20 protein-coding genes and 1 other RNA gene are annotated in these 18,626 nt (G+C 67.8%); 11 read left to right on the forward strand and 10 right to left on the reverse strand.

Translation table 11 applies throughout. The features are described 5' to 3' along the window. Positions 1-77 precede the first annotated feature (77 nt). Positions 78-1,295: a DNA recombination protein RmuC gene (locus JX001_RS00230; RefSeq protein WP_205681813.1), complete on the reverse strand. Its 1,218-nt coding sequence runs from the start codon at positions 1,293-1,295 to the stop codon at positions 78-80. Between the two features lie 119 nt (positions 1,296-1,414). Between JX001_RS00230 and JX001_RS00235 the strand changes: the two genes are divergently transcribed. Continuing rightward, on the forward strand, positions 1,415-1,777 hold the full coding sequence (locus JX001_RS00235; protein WP_205681814.1) for a hypothetical protein: 363 nt from the start codon (positions 1,415-1,417) through the stop codon (positions 1,775-1,777). A gap of 5 nt (positions 1,778-1,782) precedes the next feature. Here JX001_RS00235 and recR read toward each other — a convergent pair whose 3' ends face one another. Then, positions 1,783-2,385: a recombination mediator RecR gene (gene recR, locus JX001_RS00240; protein ID WP_091751010.1), complete on the reverse strand. Its 603-nt coding sequence runs from the start codon at positions 2,383-2,385 to the stop codon at positions 1,783-1,785. Then, on the reverse strand, positions 2,385-2,714 hold the full coding sequence (locus tag JX001_RS00245) for a YbaB/EbfC family nucleoid-associated protein (protein WP_205681815.1): 330 nt from the start codon (positions 2,712-2,714) through the stop codon (positions 2,385-2,387). The genes recR and JX001_RS00245 overlap by 1 nt, the downstream gene beginning before the upstream one ends. 153 nt (positions 2,715-2,867) lie before the next feature. On the opposite strand from JX001_RS00245, the gene JX001_RS00250 reads away from it, so the two are divergent. Further along, positions 2,868-3,482, forward strand: coding sequence for a malonic semialdehyde reductase (locus JX001_RS00250; RefSeq protein WP_205681816.1), 615 nt, complete (start codon positions 2,868-2,870; stop codon positions 3,480-3,482). Between the two features lie 72 nt (positions 3,483-3,554). On the opposite strand, the gene JX001_RS00255 is transcribed toward JX001_RS00250, so the two are convergent. Then, the gene (locus JX001_RS00255) at positions 3,555-4,289 is read right to left on the reverse strand and encodes a c-type cytochrome (protein WP_066629370.1); all 735 of its coding nucleotides are present in this window, start codon (positions 4,287-4,289) and stop codon (positions 3,555-3,557) included. A gap of 142 nt (positions 4,290-4,431) precedes the next feature. Between JX001_RS00255 and JX001_RS00260 the strand changes: the two genes are divergently transcribed. After that, entirely contained in the window at positions 4,432-5,154 is a 723-nt protein-coding gene (locus JX001_RS00260) for a 3-deoxy-manno-octulosonate cytidylyltransferase (protein WP_205681817.1), read from the forward strand. On the opposite strand, the gene nudC is transcribed toward JX001_RS00260, so the two are convergent. Next, positions 5,151-6,071, reverse strand: a complete 921-nt coding sequence (gene nudC, locus JX001_RS00265) for an NAD(+) diphosphatase (RefSeq protein ID WP_205681818.1) — start codon at positions 6,069-6,071, stop codon at positions 5,151-5,153. The genes JX001_RS00260 and nudC overlap by 4 nt on opposite strands. Positions 6,072-6,118: 47 nt before the next feature. Between nudC and ffs the strand changes: the two genes are divergently transcribed. From ffs to JX001_RS00280, 3 genes are all read left to right on the forward strand, one after another. Further along, an RNA gene (ffs, locus tag JX001_RS00270) (signal recognition particle sRNA small type) lies at positions 6,119-6,214 on the forward strand. A 197-nt stretch (positions 6,215-6,411) separates the two neighbouring features. Continuing rightward, positions 6,412-6,714, forward strand: a complete 303-nt coding sequence (locus JX001_RS00275) for a hypothetical protein (protein WP_038293977.1) — start codon at positions 6,412-6,414, stop codon at positions 6,712-6,714. A gap of 97 nt (positions 6,715-6,811) precedes the next feature. After that, entirely contained in the window at positions 6,812-8,659 is a 1,848-nt protein-coding gene (locus JX001_RS00280; RefSeq protein WP_205681819.1) for a DNA polymerase III subunit gamma/tau, read from the forward strand. A gap of 9 nt (positions 8,660-8,668) precedes the next feature. Here the strand turns inward: JX001_RS00280 and JX001_RS00285 are convergent, their stop codons facing one another. Both JX001_RS00285 and JX001_RS00290 read right to left on the reverse strand, forming a co-directional pair. Next, entirely contained in the window at positions 8,669-9,223 is a 555-nt protein-coding gene (locus JX001_RS00285) for an ActR/PrrA/RegA family redox response regulator transcription factor (RefSeq protein WP_205681820.1), read from the reverse strand. Between the two features lie 87 nt (positions 9,224-9,310). Next, on the reverse strand, positions 9,311-10,765 hold the full coding sequence (locus JX001_RS00290; RefSeq protein WP_241004694.1) for an ActS/PrrB/RegB family redox-sensitive histidine kinase: 1,455 nt from the start codon (positions 10,763-10,765) through the stop codon (positions 9,311-9,313). A 44-nt stretch (positions 10,766-10,809) separates the two neighbouring features. On the opposite strand from JX001_RS00290, the gene JX001_RS00295 reads away from it, so the two are divergent. The 4 genes from JX001_RS00295 to JX001_RS00310 all read left to right on the forward strand — a co-directional run bounded on the left by JX001_RS00295 (position 10,810) and on the right by JX001_RS00310 (position 13,918). Further along, on the forward strand, positions 10,810-11,433 hold the full coding sequence (locus tag JX001_RS00295) for an SCO family protein (protein WP_205681821.1): 624 nt from the start codon (positions 10,810-10,812) through the stop codon (positions 11,431-11,433). Positions 11,434-11,513: 80 nt separating this feature from the next. Continuing rightward, positions 11,514-12,794: a polyhydroxyalkanoate depolymerase gene (locus JX001_RS00300; protein ID WP_205681822.1), complete on the forward strand. Its 1,281-nt coding sequence runs from the start codon at positions 11,514-11,516 to the stop codon at positions 12,792-12,794. After that, complete coding sequence (locus JX001_RS00305; RefSeq protein WP_205681823.1) at positions 12,760-13,482, forward strand: M48 family metallopeptidase; 723 nt, start codon at positions 12,760-12,762, stop codon at positions 13,480-13,482. Before JX001_RS00300 ends, JX001_RS00305 begins: the two co-directional genes overlap by 35 nt. Before the next feature lie 58 nt (positions 13,483-13,540). Continuing rightward, positions 13,541-13,918 carry a lysozyme inhibitor LprI family protein gene (locus JX001_RS00310; RefSeq protein ID WP_205681824.1) on the forward strand — a complete coding sequence of 126 codons (378 nt, stop codon included), beginning with the start codon at positions 13,541-13,543 and terminating at the stop codon, positions 13,916-13,918. Positions 13,919-13,988: 70 nt separating this feature from the next. Here the strand turns inward: JX001_RS00310 and JX001_RS00315 are convergent, their stop codons facing one another. From JX001_RS00315 to JX001_RS00325, 3 genes are all read right to left on the reverse strand, one after another. Then, positions 13,989-16,082 carry a transglycosylase domain-containing protein gene (locus JX001_RS00315; protein WP_205681825.1) on the reverse strand — a complete coding sequence of 698 codons (2,094 nt, stop codon included), beginning with the start codon at positions 16,080-16,082 and terminating at the stop codon, positions 13,989-13,991. Positions 16,083-16,170: 88 nt separating this feature from the next. Continuing rightward, a complete protein-coding gene (locus tag JX001_RS00320) occupies positions 16,171-16,320 on the reverse strand; it encodes a hypothetical protein (RefSeq protein WP_205681826.1) in 150 nt (49 codons plus the stop codon). A 5-nt stretch (positions 16,321-16,325) separates the two neighbouring features. Further along, positions 16,326-17,297, reverse strand: coding sequence for an alpha/beta fold hydrolase (locus tag JX001_RS00325; protein ID WP_205681827.1), 972 nt, complete (start codon positions 17,295-17,297; stop codon positions 16,326-16,328). Between the two features lie 392 nt (positions 17,298-17,689). Here JX001_RS00325 and ftsY point away from each other — a divergent pair, with 392 nt between their 5' ends. Beyond that, a complete protein-coding gene (ftsY, locus tag JX001_RS00330) occupies positions 17,690-18,625 on the forward strand; it encodes a signal recognition particle-docking protein FtsY (protein ID WP_055808927.1) in 936 nt (311 codons plus the stop codon). Position 18,626 lies beyond the last annotated feature (1 nt).

Raw genomic sequence — 18,626 nt, forward strand, 5'->3', positions numbered from 1 at the left:
ACCCCTTGTCCTATTGACAAGCTACATTGACATCACGGCGTCGGTGCTGTCAAGCGCCCTTTCCACGGAAAGAGGCCCTACTCCGCCTTGGCGGCGGCGATCAGTTCGGGACGGGCGATGGCGCGGGGCGCGCTTTCGACCGGCGTTAGATCCGGCAAGGCTTTGCCCTCGTGATCGACCTGCAGATCCTCGAACCGGCGAGCCGAGACCATGACCTGGCTCTCCAGCGAGCCGACGAACTGATTGTACTTGCCGACAGCCGTGTCCAGCGCGCGTCCGACGGCGGAGGCATGACCGCCCATGACCGACAGCCGCTTGTAGAGTTCGCGGCCCAGGGCGGCGACCTTGTCGGCGTTGGCCGCCTGTTCTTCCGCGCGCCAGCCATAGGCGACGGCCTTGCACAGGGCGAACAGGGTTGAGGGCGTGACGATGACGACGCGCGAGGCCATCGCCTGGGTCATCAGGTCCGGCTCATGGTCCAGAGCCGTGACCAGGAAGGCATCGCCGGGCACGAACAGGACGACGAAATCTGGGCTGGGTTTGAACTGGTCCTGATAGGCCTTGGACGACAGCTGGCGCACATGGGTCTTCAGGCTGGCGGCGGTGCGCAGACCGACGGAGCGGGCGCGCGCCTCCTCGTCGCCCTCCCCGTCGTCGAAGGCCAGCGGAACCTTGGCGTCGATCACGAACATGCCGCCGCCGGGCAGGCGGACGATGAAGTCAGGCCGGTTCTGGCGGCCCTCGTCGTCGGCGCTGGACGTCTGTTCGGTGAAGTCGAACCGCCCCGCCATGCCGGCGGCCTCCAGCACGTTGCGGCAGGTCTGTTCGCCCCAGCGGCCGCGACGGCCTGTATTGCCGCGCAGGGCTTCGGTCAGCTTGCGCGCCTCGTCGCGCGTGGCGGACGAGGCCGTCATCAGCTGGGCCAGTTGCTCGCGCAGGCCCCCGGTCTCTTCGGAGCGCGTCTTCTCCAGCGCGGCGACATGCTCCTGGAACTTGGTCAGGGTGTCGGCGACGGGTTTCAGCTGGGCGGCCATCCGCTCGCGCGCCAGCTGATCCTGGGCGCGGAAGGTCTCGGTCGCGCGACTGACCATCTGATCCGCCACGACTTGGGCCGACTGCGCCGCCTGGGCCTTGAGCAGTTCGCCCATGGTCACACGGCTTTCCTCGACCAGATCGATGCGGGCCTCGGCCGCCGCCAGCGCGCCGCTCGTCTTCTGCCAGCCCATATAGGCCCACAGAAAACCGCCCGCGAAGGCGGCGGCCAGGACAGCGAGGATCGGCACAAGCATGTTCATGCTCCGTTCCTAACGGGAGTCGCCTTCAATGAGAAGCGGGGCCCTTCCGGCGCCGCTTGTCCGGAACGTCGTCGTTGCGATGACGTTGGTGTCTCAGCCATTTGCACGAAGGACCCGCTATGACCCCGGAAAAGCCCCACCGACACGACACCGCCGCCGATGCGGTGCACGACGGCCGGCCGGTCGACGCCGAACTGGTGCGCAGCGGCCGAAAGAACCCGCGCATCGCCGTCATCCTGGCGGTTTCGACCCTCGCCGCCGCGGTGCTGCTGTTGGGACTGTGGTTCGTGACCAACGGCGCTTTCAACGCCAAGAACGCTGAGACGGGGCCGCAAGCCGCCGCCGCCGAGACCCAGGCCTTCGCAGGCGACAGCCAGACCCCGCCCGCCGCCGACGCGCCGACGGGTTCGACGGGCCGCGCCGTCGCCACACCGACGGGCGAAGCGCCGAACGTCAACGCCCCCACGGTGCCTTCGAACTAATCCGGTCAGGCCGGGCGGCGGGCGCGAAGGGCCTGGACGATGGTGCCGTCGTCCAGCCAGTCCAATTCTCCGCCGACCGGCACCCCGCGCGCCAGCGAGGTGATTTCCACATCCGGCCCGGCGATCCGCTCAGCGACATAGTGGGCGGTCGTCTGGCCATCGACCGTGGCCGGCAGGGCCAAGACGACCTCACGCACGCCCCCGCCCCTTACGCGCCCGACCAATTCTGTGACCCGCAGATGCTCGGGTCCGACGCCGTCCAGAGCGGACAGCAGTCCGCCCAGCACATGATATTTGCCGCGAAAGGCGCCGGATCGCTCCATCGCCCACAGGGCGCCGGCCTCTTCGACCACGCAGATCAGGCCATTGTCGCGCGATCCGTCCGAACAGATGGCGCAGGGGTCGCGCGTATCCGGCGCGCCGCAAACCGAGCACGACACGACCTTCTCGGCCGTCTCGGCCAGCGACGCCGCCAGCGGCACCAGCAACTGCTCGCGCCGCTTCAACAGCGCCAGCGCCGCACGCCGCGCCGAGCGCGGACCCAGGCCCGGCAGTTTGGCGAGAAGGGAGATCAGCCGTTCGATCTCCGGGCCGGCGGAGGCGGCCATCAGAACAGTTTCGGCATTCCGGGAATGTTCATCCCGGCCATGGGGCCTGCGGCCTCGCGGATCAGGGCGTTGTTCTGCTCATCCAGCTTGCGCTTGGCGTCGGCATGGGCGGCGACGATCAGATCGGCCAGGATCTCGCCCTCGCCTGGCGTCAGCAGGCTGTCGTCGATTTTGATGGCGGTGATCTCGCCCGGCCCCTTCAGGGACATGGACACCAGCCCGCCGCCAGACGAGCCCTCGGCTGTGGTTTCGGCCATCTTGGCCTGGGCGTCCTGCAGCTTTTGCTGCATCGCCTGCGCCTGCTGCATCAGTTGGGTCAGATCTTTCATGCCCTCTAGATAGGGCGAACAAAGCCCGGACGACAGAGGGGTTGTGGGTGCGCAATATCGAAACCGAGCCTTTCAGGATTGGCGCTTGCGGCTGTTGCAAAACACCCTAATTAGCACCTGCAATCGTTGCTATTTAAGTCAGGAACGCATCCAATGGCCTATGACGCTAATCATCAACGCGACGTCCCGCTGTCGGACGCCGCCCTGTCGCAACTGTTCACCGAGGCGCGCACACGCAACGGCTGGACCGACCGCCCCGTCGCGCCGGAACTGCTGCGCAAGCTGTATGACCTGACCAAGTTCGGGCCCACGGCGGTCAACGGATCGCCGGCCCGCTTTGTCTTCATCACCTCGCCCGAGGCCAAGGCCCGCCTGATTCCGCTGATGAGCGAAGGCAATCGCGACAAGACGCAGCGGGCCCCGGTGACGGTGATCGTCGGTCAGGACATGGACTTCCACGACCATCTCGACGCCCTGTTCCCCCACGCGCCGGGCGCCAAGGCCTGGTTTGCCGATGAGGTCGGCCGGCGCGAGACCGCCTTCCGCAACGCCTCGCTGCAGGGCGGCTATCTGACCATCGCGGCCCGCGCCCTGGGCCTGGATGTCGGCCCGATGTCCGGCTTCGACGCCGCCGGCGTGAAGGCCGAGTTCTTTCCCGACAGCAATGTCGAGCCGAACTATATCCTCAACCTCGGCTATGGCTCGGACGAGAACCTGTTTCCACGCTCGCCGCGCCTGTCGTTCGACGAGGCCGCGCAGATCCTCTGAGCCGAGCGCTCATCGCGAAACGAAGAAGGGCGGCCCGTCGGGCCGCCCTTTTGTCGTTCATCGCCGCAGCGATCAGGTGTTGGGCGGCGCAGACGCCGTCGCGGCGGGCGGGGCCGCCGGGGTCGCCTGAGATGCGGCGGGGGCGCCGGCGGCCGGGGACGTGCCGGTCGCTTCGGTCGCGGCGGCGCCTTCGGTCACCGGGGCCTCGCCCGTCGCGGGCGCGCCGGCGGCCGGCGCGGCTGCACCAGGCTGACGGGTCGGATCCGGCGCCGGGATGGCGAAGCCGCCGGAGCCCTGAGTGCGCAGCCAGGCGATCAGATTGATGCGCGTCTGGGTGTCGCGGATGCCGGCGAAGGACATCTTGGTGCCGGGCACATATTTGGCCGGGGCCGTGATGAAGCTGTTGATCTGGTCATAGCCCCAGGTCGGCGCCTCGGCCTTGTGCTTGGCCATGGCGTCGGAATAGGCGAAGCCCGGACGGTGCATGACCGGACCGCCGACCACGCCCCACAGGTTCGGACCGATCTTGTCGGCGCCGCCCTGGTGCGCGTCATGGCAGGCCTGGCAGCGGGCGAAGGCGGCCTCGCCGGCGGCCAGATCGGCGGTCGGCAGCACCGTGCCCCAGTCGGGCGCCAGTTCGGCGGCTTCACCGCCGGCGGCCTCTTCCGGCGCATCGACGAAATAGCCCATCTTTTCGGGGGCTTCCGAATGATAGACGAGGCCCGAGGCCTGCTGAACGACCAGGATGACGAACGCCGTCCCCAGAGCCGCGCCGAAAATCTTGTTCCACTTAAGATCGCCGCTCATACGCCTGGTCGTTTCCCTCTGCCGGCCGGGCCCCTCGAAAACACGCCCCGGACATAATCTTGCTTTGGCGTCTCTGGCACGGTAGCGCCGCCTTCGCAACCGGCCCAACGCGCGACGGGCCAGACAGGCGTCAGAGAAGTCGATGAATCCGTTGATAATGATACCGGCTCGCATGGCCGCCACCCGCCTGCCGAACAAGCCGCTGGCCCTGATCGGCGACACGCCGATGATCGTGCGCGCCTATCGCCAGGCCGAGGCCTCGGGCCTGCCGGTCGTGGTCGCCGCCGGCGATCCCGAGATCGTCGAGTCGGTGGAAGCCGCAGGCGGCCGCGCCGTCCTGACCGACCCGGCCCTGCCGTCAGGCTCGGACCGCATTCGCGCCGCCGTGGACGCCATCGACCCCGAGGGCGATTTCGACGCCGTCATAAACGTTCAGGGCGACATGCCCTTCGCCAGCCCTGGTCTGGCCGTCGCCTGCGCCGCCATTCTGCACGGCGAGCCGGCCTGCGACATCGCCACCCTGGTCGCCGCCGAGGCTGACGGGTCGGACCGGACCAATCCTGACGTGGTCAAGGCGGTGCTGGCCCTGGGCGAAGGCGAACGCCAGGCGCGCGCCCTCTATTTCACGCGCTCGACCCTGTATGGCGACGCGCCCGTCTGGCGCCATATCGGCGTCTATGGCTATCGCCGAGAGGCGCTGAACCGCTTCTGCGCCGCGCCGCCGTCGCCGCTGGAAAAACGCGAGAAGCTGGAACAGCTGCGCGCCTTGGAAATGGGCATGCAGATCTGGGCCGCCGTCATCGACGAAGCCCCCCTGTCCGTCGACAATCCCGCCGACCTGGAGGCGGCGCGGGCGCTGGCCTAGACCTCGTCGGCCCAGGCCTTGATCAGGCTGTGGGCGATGGCGAAGGGCGGCGGGGCCTGAATGCTCGGATGCTCGCCCGCCAGCACGGCGCGCGCCTCGGCCCGCGTCAGCCAGGCGACCGCTTCCAGTTCCGTCTGGTCCGGTTGCGCCTGATCGTCCGACACCTCCGCGATCAGGCCGATCATCAGTTGCGAGGGAAAGGGCCAGGGTTGGCTGGAGTGATAGGCCGTGGCGATCACGGTCAGGCCGGCCTCTTCCTTCACCTCGCGGGCGCAGGCCTCCTCGATGGATTCGCCCGGTTCCAGAAACCCGGCCAGGGCCGACATCCGTCCGGCAGGCCAGGCCGCCTGACGGCCAAGCAGGCAGATGGGCTCGGCCCCGCCTTTATAGACCGGCAGCATGATGGTCACCGGATCGACGCGCGGGAAATGCTCGGTCCCGCAGGCCGGGCAAATCCGCTTCCAGCCGCCCGACGCCGTCTCGCTCAGCGTGCCGCAGTTGGCGCAGAAACCGTGTTTGCGTCGCCAGTCGAACAGGCTCTTGGCGCCGCCGGCCATGGCTGCATCCGCCGCCGGCAGGATCGCCGCCGCCGCGCGCATCTCTTGAAAGGCGCCCAGCCCGGCCAGCGGCCCGTCGGTCGGATCGATGAAGCCTTCGAACTCGATGGCGAAGACGGGTTCGTCGTTCCACAGGCCCAGAAACGCCTCGCGATCGCGCACCAGAGCGCGCGCATGGCGCATCTGCAGCCACGCCAGCCTGGGCCCCTCGCCCGTCTCCTCGATCAGCGGCCGCCCTTCCCAGAGCACCAGGGCCTGGGCGTAGGGCTTGGCGGCCTGCTCGGCCAGCCAGTCGGGATCATTCCTCAGGTCCCCGGCCCGATCGAGCGGATTGCCGGCGAAGGTGTTGTGATGGGCCATGCGGGTTTGTAGCTCTTGATTCCAACCGCCGCACCCGTCATATCTCCGCTTGGAGATCGCGGGCGAAGGTTTCGCCAATCTGGTCAGGGCCGGAAGGCAGCAGCCACAACGAATTCCCCTTCGGGTCGCGGTCTCTACTTCCTCTTTTTCTGCGCTACCGCTCGCCACACGGCGGCTCGCTGATCGAGCGTGTTTGGTGCGCCATTTTTTTTGAACGCCAGGGCAGACGGTTGTGATACGCCACAACTTCTGCGAACGTCGTCCTATGAGACCCGTATGGCTCCTTGGATTGTTGGGGTTGTGCGCCTGCGGATCGGCGCCCGCAGAGCCGCGACCGCAGTTGACGGGATTCAGCGTCTACCGGACGATGGGCTGTTACGAGACGGCGCTTCAGACAAACGGCGCTCAGATCGATCTCAACCCTGACGGAACCGTCCAGATTTCGACGTATAACGGCGAAAAATCTCAACGTACTTCCGCAAGTGAAATCGGTCGTCGCCTGTACGAAATGGGCCTCGATGTCAGGAACCCGATCTACGTCGAGCCGAAAGCATCCAATCGGTACACCGACGTGGTTGGAATCCTGAAGGACTTGAAGACGCGAGGGTACCAGCACGTGCGGCTGATGGACTTGCCTGCATGACCCAGTCCCAGGGTCGCGCTTTCGATCCGAGATAATCCAGCCTTTTGGACGAACGGCCGCTTCGCTGCGGACCTCACCCGCTGTAAGACTTCTCCCCATGACGGACAGCGACACGAATCTCGACGGCCCGCCCTGGGAAGAGGACGACGTCGCCCCGCGCGACGAGAATACCAATGACATGTTCGGCGCGCCTGCCGCGGCACCCGAGCCGGTCGTGGCGCCCGCTGCCGCCCCCGTCGCCAAGCCCGCGCCTGCCGAAGTCGAAGCCCACGTCGATGACGGCGCCGCCTATCAGGTGCTGGCGCGCAAATACCGGCCGCGCACCTTCGAGGACCTGATCGGGCAGGAGGCGATGGTGCGCACCCTGACCAACGCCTTCGCCACGGGCCGCATTGCCCACGCCTTCATGCTGACGGGCGTGCGCGGCGTCGGCAAGACGACCACCGCCCGCCTGTTGGCCCGCGCCCTGAACAACGAAACCGACGTCATCGACAAGCCGTCGCTGACCCTGACCGCCCACGGCCGGCACGACGCCGCCATCATGGCCGGCCAGCATATGGATGTGATGGAGATGGACGCGGCGTCGCACACCGGCGTCAACGACATCCGCGACATTCTGGAAAGCGTCCGCTATGCGCCCGTCGAGGCGCGCTACAAGGTCTATGTGCTGGACGAGGTCCACATGCTGTCGACGCAGGCGTTCAACGCCCTGTTGAAGACGCTGGAAGAGCCGCCGCCCCACGCCAAATTCATCTTCGCCACCACCGAGATCCGCAAGGTGCCGGTGACGATCCTGAGCCGCTGCCAGCGCTTCGACCTGCGCCGGGTCGAGCCGGAAATCCTGGTCGAACACCTGGGCCGGATCGCCGACCGCGAAGGCATGAAGATCGAGACCGACGCGCTGGCTCTGATCTCGCGCGCGGCCGAGGGGTCGGTGCGAGACGGTCTGTCGCTGCTGGACCAGGCCTTGGTTCAGGCCGAGCGCGGCGAGACGGTCAAGACCGAGACGGTGCGCGACATGCTGGGTCTGGCCGACCGCACCCAGACCATCGCCCTGTTCGAAAGCGTCATGGCGGGTCGCACGCCCGAGGCGCTGGAGAGTTTCCGCACCCTCTACGGCTTCGGCGCCGATCCGGTGCAGGTGACCAACGACCTGTTGGAACATTGCCACGCCGCCTCGGTCGCCAAGATGCTGGGCCCGAACGCGACCCGCCTGCCCAACGATCAGGCGCAGAAGCTGGCGGTCCTGGGCGCGGCCATTCCGGCGGCGACCTTGTCGCGCACCTGGCAGATGCTGCTGAAGGCGCTGGACGAGGTGCGGCGCGCGCCCAATCCGGCCGATGCGGTCGAGATGGCCATCGTGCGCCTGGCCTATGCCGCCGATCTGCCGGGACCGGAGGAGGCGCTGAAGCGGCTGCAGTCCGGTGAACCGATGGGCGGCGGCTCGGCCCCGCGTGGTGGCGGTGGTGGAGGCGGCGGCGGAACTTCGGCGCAGCTGGCCGCGCGGCCGGTGATGGCCCCCGCCCTGCCCGATCCGCAGACCTTCGAACAGGTCGTCGCCCTGATCGGCGAGAAGCGCGAGGTCGGGCTTCAGATGGATGTGGAGCGGTATGTGAAGCCGGTCTCGTTCAAGCCCGGCGCCATCGTCTATGAAAGCGTCCAGGGCGCGCCCATCGAACTGGCGCGCAAGCTGTCGGCCCGCCTGCGCGAATGGACCGGTCGCACCTGGCTGATCGCCGCCAATGGCCAAGGCGGGGCCGAGACGGTCATCGAGATCCAGAAAAAGGCCCGCGCCGCCGAACGCGCCGAGGTCGAGGCCAATCCCTTCGTCCAGGCGGTGCTTCAGGCCTTCCCCGGCGCCAAGCTGGGCGAGATCAAGACCATCGCCCCGACAGTGGTCACCCCGGAAATTCCCGACGTGGTCGAGGACGACGACGAGGACTGAGGGTTCATCCTATCGCGGCGCGCGCTTGGCCAGGATGCGTTGCAGGGTGCGGCGGTGCATGCCCAGGCGGCGCGCCGTCTCCGAGACATTGTGGTCGCACAGCTCATAGACGCGCTGGATATGTTCCCAGCGGACCCGGTCGGCGCTCATCGGGTTTTCGGGCGGTTCGGGCGAGTCGCCGGTGGCGAGCAGGGCCTTGACCACATCATCCGCGTCGGCGGGCTTGGACAGATAGTCGACGGCGCCGGCCTTGACCGCCGCCACCGCCGTGGCGATGGCGCCGTAGCCGGTCACCATGACGATGCGGGCGTCCTCGCGCTTCTCACGCACCGCTTCGACGATCTTCAGGCCGTTGCCGTCCTCAAGCCGCATGTCGAGCACGGCGAAGGCCGGGGCCTTTTCGCGCAGCCGCTGCATCGCCTCGGCGACGGATTCAGCGGTCGTCACCTGAAAGCCGCGCGCCTCCAGCGCCCGCCCCATCCGGGTGCGCAGGGCCTGGTCATCATCCAGCAGCAGCAGGGACTTGTCGGGCAGGGCGGCGATGCGGGCTTCGAGTTCTGACATGCGTTTCTCTCCTGCCGCTTCAAGTCGGGACGGGTAGCGCGCGGGTCAAGGCCAAGGTTCCGCCTGCGACGCTTCGACCCAATCGCTTCACGCCGCGACCTCCAGCGCCGGCCGCGCCCAGCGCACCGCCACGCGCGCGCCACGGGGGGCCGCCTTGGCCTCCGATTGCGGCAGGCCCTGACCCACGCTGACCGAGCCGCCGGTCCGCTCCAGCAGGGTGCGGGCGATGAAGAAGCCCAGGCCCATGCCGCCCTGACTGGGGGCGATGGGCGGCTCGACCGTTGCACGAGGTTTGGACGGACGGGCGGCGGCGGCGATCTGGGCGGCCAGGGCCTGGCGCGCCTTGCCCTGGGGCCGACTGGTCACATAGGGCTCGCCCAGCCGGGGCAGGATGTCGCCAGCGAAGCCCGGCCCGTCGTCCAGAATCTCGATCTCGATCCAGCCGGCGTCCACCACCGCCTGGACCCGCACCGTCGTCTTGGCGAAATCGGCGGCGTTCTCGACCAGGGTGGACAGGCCGTGGATCACCTCGGGCATCCGGCGCACGCGCGGCGCGGGCTGACCCGGCGGCGTCTTGACCAGAACATCAAAGGCCAGGTCGAAGCCCCGGTGCGGCTCCACCACCTCTTCCAGCAGGGCCTTCAGCGAGACGTCGGCATACAGGGCGTCGTCGCCCTCGGGTTGTTGCGACAGCTGGGTCAGGATGCCCCGGCACCGTTCGGCCTGTTGCAGGATAAGGGCCGCATCCTCGGCCGCGTCGCTGTCGGGGGCCGAGGCGCGCTGAAGCTCCTTGGCCACCACCTGAATGGTCGCCAGCGGCGTGCCCAGTTCGTGCGCCGCCGCGGCCGCCAGCCCGCCCAGCGCCGCCAGCCTTTGTTCGCGTTGCAGCACGTCCTGGGTGGTCGCCAGGGCCAGTTCCAGCTTCTCCGCATCGGCCGCCACCCGCCAGGCGTAGCCGGCGGTGAAGACCACGCCGGTCACCAGGGCCATGGCCATGCCGAGGCGATACAGCGTCGGCAGGTGGAAGTTCTCGTGCGGTCGCCACGGTAGGGGCTCGGACCAGAAAAACAGCACCCCGACCGCGATCAGGGCCAGCACGCCCAGCATCAGGGCCTGACGCGCCGGCAGGGCCGCCGCCGCGATGGTGACGGGGGCGACCAGCAGCAGACAGAACGGATTCTCCAGCCCGCCGGTCAGAGCCAGCAGCACGCCCAGCTGGAAGATGTCGAAGCCAAGGTGGATCGCCGTCGTGCGCCCATCGGGCAGGCTGGCCTCCAGCCGGCGCACCCGCGCCATCGCCCCCACGTTCACCGCCGCACTAATCGCGATGACGATCAGGCACGGCCAGAGCGGCAGGGGAAAATGCAGCCCCTGATGCGCCGTCAGGATCGCGGCGCTCTGGCCGATGATCGTCAGCCAGCGCAGAACGATCAGGGTCCGCAGCGAAAACCCCCGACCGCGACGCGGCGCATCGCTCCAGCCGTTCAACGGCTCCGAAGATGATGCGCCGTGCGGCGCCATGCGGGCTTCTGTCGAGGTCACACGCCTTCTATAGACCGATCACATCCGTTTCGTGAGAGGCCGTCATGCCGCGTCGTTCCATCCTGCTGTTCGCGGGCGCCTGCATCGCCATCGCCGTGGCGCTGGCCATCATCACCGTCGTGGTGGTCAGCGGCAGGGCGCCGACGTCGGACGGCGCCGAGGTGACGTCGACCGGCCAGCCCCTCGTCGGCGGCGACTTCAAACTGGTCAATCAGGATGGGCGGCCCGTCGATCAGACGATGCTGAACGGCAAATGGAGCCTGGTCTTCTTCGGCTTCACCTACTGCCCCGAGTTCTGCCCGACCACCCTGGCCGAGCTGGGCGCGGTGCAGCAGCGGCTGGGCGACAAGGCGGACAATCTGCAGATCGTCTTCGTCAGCATCGACCCCGCACGCGACACGCCCCAGGCGCTTAAGGACTATCTGTCATCCGACGGCTTTCCCAAGGGGACCATCGGCCTGACCGGCACGCCCGAACAGGTGGCGACCGCCGCCAAGGCCTACCGCGCCTTCTATCAGAAGGTCGGCGAGGGCGAGGGCTATACGATGAACCACTCCCTGACCGTCTATCTGATGGGCCCGGACGGCAAGTTCCGCACCGCCGTCGCCGATGGAATAGGCCCAGACAAGACAACCAGGATCATCGAACAGGCGATGGCGCGGGGTTAGCAGAGACCCCATAATCCTTTTGCAGGGTGATGCATTATATGTTGCCCTGCACAAACGGCGCTCGGCCGTATCGGATCGTCATGCTCTACGCCTTTCATGAACTCGCCTACCAGTCGGCCCTGCCGTTCCGGGTCGGTGCGCAACTGGCCCGCAGCTTCTGGACCTCGCCGTTCAACCCGGCGGCCGACACCGCCATCGGCCGCACGGCCTACGCCTCGGCCGAACTGTTCGAGAGCGTGACGCGGCGCTACGGCAAGCCGGCCTGGAAGCTGGAAACCATCGACATCGGCGGCAAGCCGGTGCGCACCACCGAACAGGTGATCTGGCAGAGCCCGTGGTGTCGCCTGGTCCGCTTCGCCCGCAACATCGGCGATCTGAAGCGCGCCAAGAAGCCCGCCTCCGGCCCGGCCGTCCTGATCGTGGCCCCGCTATCGGGCCACTACGCCACCCTGCTGCGCGGCACGGTCGAGGCCTTCCTTCAGGACCACGACGTCTATGTCACCGACTGGGTCAACGCCCGCCAGGTGCCGATGCTGGAGGGGCGGTTCGACTTCTTCGACTACATCGACCACGTCCGGCTGATGCTGGCCGAGATCGGCGGCCGCGCCCACGTCGTCGGCGTGTGCCAGCCCGGCCCGCCCGTTCTGGCCGCCGGCGCGGTGATGGCCGAAGACGAGGACGAAAACCGTCCCCTGTCGATGACCTTCATGGGGTCGCCCATCGACGCGCGCCTGTCGCCGACCGTGACGAACCAGCTGGCCGAGGAAAAGCCCTTCACCTGGTTCAAGTCGAACATGATCCACACCGTGCCCCTGCCCTATGCCGGGTTTGGCCGGCGCGTCTATCCGGGCTTCGTCCAGCTCTACAGCTTCATGTCGATGAACGAGGATCGCCACCGCGACGCCCACTGGAACTACTTCAACAGCCTGATCGCCGGCGACGGCGACGGGGTGGAGAAGCACGAGGAATTCTACGACGAATATCTGTCGGTGCTGGACCTGACCGAAGAGTTCTACCTCCAGACCATCGACATCGTCTTCCAGCAGCATCTGCTGGCGCGCGGCCTGTTGGAACATCGCGGGCGCAAGGTCGATCTGTCCAGGATCACCGACATCGGCCTGATGACCGTCGAGGGCGAGAAGGACGACATCTCCGGCGTCGGCCAGACCCAGGCCGCGCACGGCCTGTGCCCCAATATCCCCGAGGATCGCCGCGTCCTCTACGTCCAGCCGGGCGTGGGCCATTACGGCGTGTTCAACGGCCGTCGCTTCCGTGACGAGATCTATCCCCGCGTGCGCGATTTCATCGCCCAGAACGAGGCCGCCGGTGGCGTACCGCAACGGTCAGCGGCTGCCGCTTGACGAAAGCGGGGCCGGCGCCGGTCCCGTTCTAAGACTGTCGGTCAATCCACGCGCGCGACGCCTGTCGGTGCGGATCGACGCGCGCGCCGGCGAGGCCGTGGTCATCGCCCCGACCGAGCGCGGCCTGAGCCAGGCCGTCGCCTTCGCCCGATCCAAGGCCGTCTGGATCAGCGAACGCCTGGCCGTCCGCCCCAAGAGCCGCCCCCTGGAACCGGGCCAGGTCATCTCCCTGCGCGGGCGCCCCGTGCGGCTTGAGGCTGTGCCCGGCGCGGGCGCCGCGCGCCTGGTCGGGGACGGGACGATCATTCGCTCGGGCGGCGAAGGCGAGGCCTATGCCCGCCGCATCGAGAACCTGTTGAAGCGCGAGGCGCGAGACACCCTTCTGGAACGCACCGACCACCATCTGCGCGCGTTGGGCCAGGGCCCGGTGAAGATGGGCATCGCCGACACCCGGTCGCGCTGGGGCTCGTGCAGCCCGCACAACCGCACCATCCGCTACTCCTGGCGCGTCATCATGGCCCCGCCCCCGGTCATCGACTACCTCGCCGCCCACGAGGTCGCCCATCTGGTCCATGCCGACCACAGCCCGGCCTATTGGTCCGTCGTCGAACGGCTGGTCGGAGATCACAAGCCTTGGCGCAAATGGCTGAAGGATTACGGCGCCGCCCTTCACGCCGTGGGGCGCTAGGCGGAAACCCTGGCGTCCGTGCGCGTTTCAGCATGGCTAGTCCACTCAGGAACGCCCCATGAAAACGATGCTCACCCTTTCAATCGCGCTCGGCCTCGCCGTCACCGCCGCCTCGTCCGCCAGCGCCCAGTCTCAGGCCACGATGAACGCCAACGCCGCGCAGGAACTGCAGCGCGCCGATCGGGCGCTGAACAGCCAATACACGGCGACGATGGGACGGCTGTCGCCCGCAAGCCGCACCCTGTTGCGCACCGCCCAACGCACCTGGATCAGCTTCCGCGATCAGCAATGCCGGTTCGAAGCCTCCGGCGTTCAGGGCGGTTCCGCCTATCCGATGGTGCATTCGACCTGCCTCGCGCGCCTGACGACCGATCGGACACGCCAGTTGCGGACCCTCAGCCAATGTCAGGAAGGCGACCTGTCCTGCCCTCGCTGACCAGGCCTGAAATGCAGAGGGAGGCGACCGCCGGGTCGCCTCCCTTTTTTACGCGCTGCTGGCGTCGCGATCAGAAGAACAGGGCGTCGCCCTTGCGCTCCGGCGCCGGACGGCCTTCGGGCTGCTGCGGGTTCGGCGCATCGCGATAACCGCCCTTGGGCGACGCGGGCCCCATCGGCTGCGGCGACGGCGGCTGCATCGGCGCCTGCTCATCCGGGACATAGGGTTCGCCGGCCAGGGGATCGACGGGTTCGAGGGGCAGGCCGTTCTGGTCCAGGCCGCTCATCAGATCGCCGACCGGATCGGGCGCCATCCAGCCCTCCGGCATGGGCGGGCCGTTGGGGATGGCGGGGGCGTTCAGGCGCGGCAGGGCCGCCTCCATGAAGCCCTTCCAGATGGCGGCCGGCGACGAGCCGCCGGTCACGCCGCGCATGGCGGTGTTGTCGTCCTTGCCGACCCAGACGGCGGTGACGAAGCCGCCGGTATAGCCGACGAACCAGGCGTCCTTGTAGTCCGAGGTCGTGCCGGTCTTGCCCGCCAGGTCGCGGCCCGAGATCGCCGCCGACCGGCCCGAGCCGCTGGTCACGACGCCCCGCAGCATCTGGTTCATGTAGTACAGCGACGGATTGTTGATCGCCTGACCGCTCTGGCCCGACTGGCGCTGATAGATGACGCGGCCCTGGGGCGTGCGGATGCGGCTGATGCCATAGGCGTCGACGCGGCGCCCGCCGTTGGCGAAGGCGTCATAGGCGGTGGCCATCTCGATCGGCGAGACCTCGACCGCGCCCAGCGCCATCGCCGGCTCCAGACCGATGCGGCTTTCGATGCCCAGACGCCGCGCGGCGCGCGCCACGCTGTCGCGCCCGACCTGATCGGCGACATAGGCCGCCACCGTATTGGTCGACTGGGCCACGGCCTGAGCCAGGGTCATGTTTCCGCTGAAGGTCCCGGAATAGTTGCGGGGCGACCAGTTGCCGATGGTGATCGGCTGATCGACCACCGGGGTCTGGGGCGTATAGCCGGCCTCGACCGCCGCCAGATAGACGAAGGGCTTGAAGGCCGAACCCGCCTGGCGCTTGGCGTCGACGGCGCGGTTGAACTGGCTGTCGGCATAGGAGGAGCCGCCGATCATGGCGCGCACCCGGCCGTCGCCGTCCAGCGCGACCAGGGCCGCCTGCTGCACGCCCTTGCCGGCGTCGCGGTCCAGAATGCGACGCACCGACCGCTCGGCCGCCGTCTGCAGCGTCAGGTCCAGCGTGGTCTCGACCACCATGTCCTCGGTCGGTTCGCCGACCAGGCTGCGGATCGACTTGTCCAGCCAGTCGATGAAATACTGGGCGTGCTGGGTCGCGAGCGTCCGCGAGACGATGACCGGCTGGGTCACGGCCTGTTCACGCTGGGCGGCGGTGATGACGCCGGCCTCTTCCATCTCGTTCAGCACGACGGTGGCGCGGGCGGCGGCGCGTTCGCTCTCGGACACCGGCGAATAGCGCGACGGCGCCTTCAGCAGGCCAGCCAGCAGCGCGGCCTCGCCGACCGTCAGGTTCTTGGCCGACTTGTCGAAATAGCGCTGCGACGCCGCCTCGATCCCATAGGCGCCGGCGCCGAAATAGACCCGGTTCAGATAAAGGGCCAAGATCTCCTTCTTGGAGAATTTCATCTCCAGCCAGACCGCCAGCATCAGCTCCTGCACCTTGCGGCGCAGGTTCTGGTCGGGCGTCAGGAACAGGTTCTTGGCCAGCTGCTGGGTCAGGGTCGAACCGCCCTGCACCACCCGTCCGGCGCGCACGTTGGTCGCCATCGCCCGCATCATGCCGATGGGATCGAAACCGGGGTGGCGGTAGAAGCGCCGGTCCTCGATGGCGATGAAGGCGGCCGGCACATAGTCCGGCAAGGCGTCCAGATCGGCGGGCGGCGCCATCTGGGTGCCCCGCGTCGCGATCAACGCCCCATTGCGATCCAGATAGGTGATCGAGGGCTGGCGATCGACCTGATACAGGCTGGAGGTGTCCGGCAGGCCGCGCGCGAAGACGGCGAAGAAGACGACCAGGAAGATCAGCCCCCAGACCGCCAGCACGGCGCTCCAGTAGAACAACCGTCCCAGGGCCGACCGGCGGGGCTTGCCCTGCGCCTGTGGTCCGCCCGCATTCACCGGTCCCGCCATGTCCGTCCTTCAGATGCCGCGCTGGGCGAGTTCTCGTTCATCGGCTGTGTATCGCGTATGAACGCCCGCCGAAACGGTCCCGCCGACTTCACGGGATCGTGAGCAGCCATTTCGCCGAAAGAAAGGCGCGCCGGGCCAGCCAGACAGGGGTTTCCGCCCCGTCGTCTTCGACGGTCATGCCCGCGTCGGCCTTGTCCCGATAAAGGCCGACGATCCGTTTCGCGGACGGATGGGTCACGGCGCCTACTTCGCCAGGAAGGCGTCCAGGTCGGCGTAGAAGGCCTGGGGCTGGTCGAACATGATGAAGTGGGCGCTGTCGTCGATCCGCTTCAGCTGGGCGTCCTTCAGATTGGCGAACGACATCCGATAGATGCTGTCGGTGATCTGGGGCGTCATGCGCGGATCGTTGAACTTGACGTACACAACCTCAGTCGGGGCGGTGATCTTGGACAGTTCGGGACGCAGGTCCGTCGTGATCAGCTCGCGGAAGGCTGCGGCCGAGACCTTCTGGTCGCTTTTGCGCATGTCTTCCAACGCCTCGGCGCGGCGGCTTTCGGTGTTGATCATGCCGTTGATGCTGGCGGTCGCCTGGGCGACATAGGCCTCGCGCGGGCTGTTGGCCTGGGCGGCCCAGATCTGGTCCGCGACCGGCGTCACGCTTTCGGCCGAGGCGCCGGGCGCGGCGAACATCGCGCCCATGAAGGGGATCATGTCCACGACCATCAGCTTGCCGACCGCATCGGGATGGCGCGCGGCCAGCATCATGCCGATGGTCCCGCCCATCGAATGGCCGACAACGACCGGCTTGGTCAGCCCCTTTTCACGGATATAGCGGGCGATCTCTTCGGCGACCGGCGCGGCGACCGGCGACGGGGTCGCGCCCTGCGCATTGCCCTCGGCCGGCGCGCCGGCGAAGCCCTGGACATGTATGCGATGTACGCGCCAGCCGGCGCCCAGATGATCCACCGTCCCTTGCCAGACCTCCGGCGACGAGCTGAGGCCCGGGATAAGGATGATGTCACGCCCGCCGGCGTCGCCGTCGACGCGGACGTGGATGCGGTCGGACTGAAAGTCGGCGTGCTGGTGGCCATGAGCGTGACCCGTGTCGGCATGGGCGCCGTGCCCGTCCTGCGCGAAGGCCGCTGGAGCCACAGCGATAAAGGCGGCGGCCGCTGCGGCGCCGACGGCGCGGTTCAGAATGGATGCGATGGTCATGATCAAACTCCCCTTTGACGCCCGCTTATGCCGCATCAACTTTGATATGTAAAGTTCTCTGACATTCCAGACGCAGATAGCAGTTCGTCCAGCCAGCGCAAAACCCCGTCGTGCGGTCAACCTATTCAACGTCTTCCAGCCATTGTGAGACCTTCTGCCGTCCCCGCCTGCGGTCGCGCTATAATGTGGGGTTTTCGACCGATGTCATCGGCATTGGACCAATTAGACGAATTAGACTCGCTTTTATGGAGCGTCTCATTCCCCACTTCGCTCGCCTGACTTCAGACGGATTAGACGAATTAGACGGTGTTTTTGTCGCCGACCGTCTGAATGGCCGGACCGCGTTCGCGAATGCGGATGACGTCGGCCTTCGCCCCCGCTAAAGCCACTGCATGAACGATACGCCGAAAAAGGGCTGGTTCCAGCGCCTGTCCGCTGGGCTCTCGCGCTCCTCCAAACAGATGACCGATCAGGTCGTCGCCACCTTCGTCAAGGAGCCTCTGTCCGAGGCCTCGCTGGAGCAGCTGGAGGAGCATCTGCTGGAGAGCGATCTCGGCCCGGCCGCCTCGGCCCGGATCGTCGAGCGCTTTCGCGGGCTGAAGTTCGGCAAGGACGCGCCCGAGCGCGAGGTCAAGGAGGCCCTGGCCGAGGCGGTCGCCGCCGAACTTTCGCCGCGCCAGGCCACCTTCGACCCCCTGTCCGGCCCCAAACCCTATGTCGTCCTGTTCGTCGGGGTGAACGGGTCGGGCAAGACCACGACCCTGGGCAAGATCGCCGCCGATCTGACGGGCAAGGGCGCCAAGGTGATGATCGTCGCCGGCGACACCTTCCGCGCCGCCGCGCGCGAACAGCTGAAGGTCTGGGCCGAGCGCGCCGGCGCCGACTTCGAAAGCCGTCGCGACGGCGCCGATGCCGCGGGCCTGGCCTTCGACGCCTATACCAAGGCGCGGGCCGAAGGCTACGACGTCGTCCTGATCGACACCGCCGGCCGACTGCAAAACAAGTCCGCCCTGATGGACGAACTGCTCAAGATCGTCCGGGTGCTGAAGAAGGTCGATCCCGAGGCGCCGCACGACACCCTGCTGGTGCTGGACGCGACGGTGGGCCGCAACGCCCTGGCCCAGGAACAGATCTTCGGCCGCACCGCCTTCGTGACCGGCGTGGTCATGACCAAGCTGGACGGCACCGCGCGCGGCGGCGTGCTGGTGCCGGTGGCCCAGGCGTCCGACGCCCCTCTGATGCTGATCGGCGTCGGCGAAGGGGTCGAGGATTTGCAACCGTTCGACGCGCGCGCCTTCTCCCGCTCGCTGGTGGGACTGGAAGACTGAC

Source organism: Brevundimonas fontaquae, from assembly GCF_017086445.1.
Lineage (GTDB): Bacteria > Pseudomonadota > Alphaproteobacteria > Caulobacterales > Caulobacteraceae > Brevundimonas > Brevundimonas fontaquae.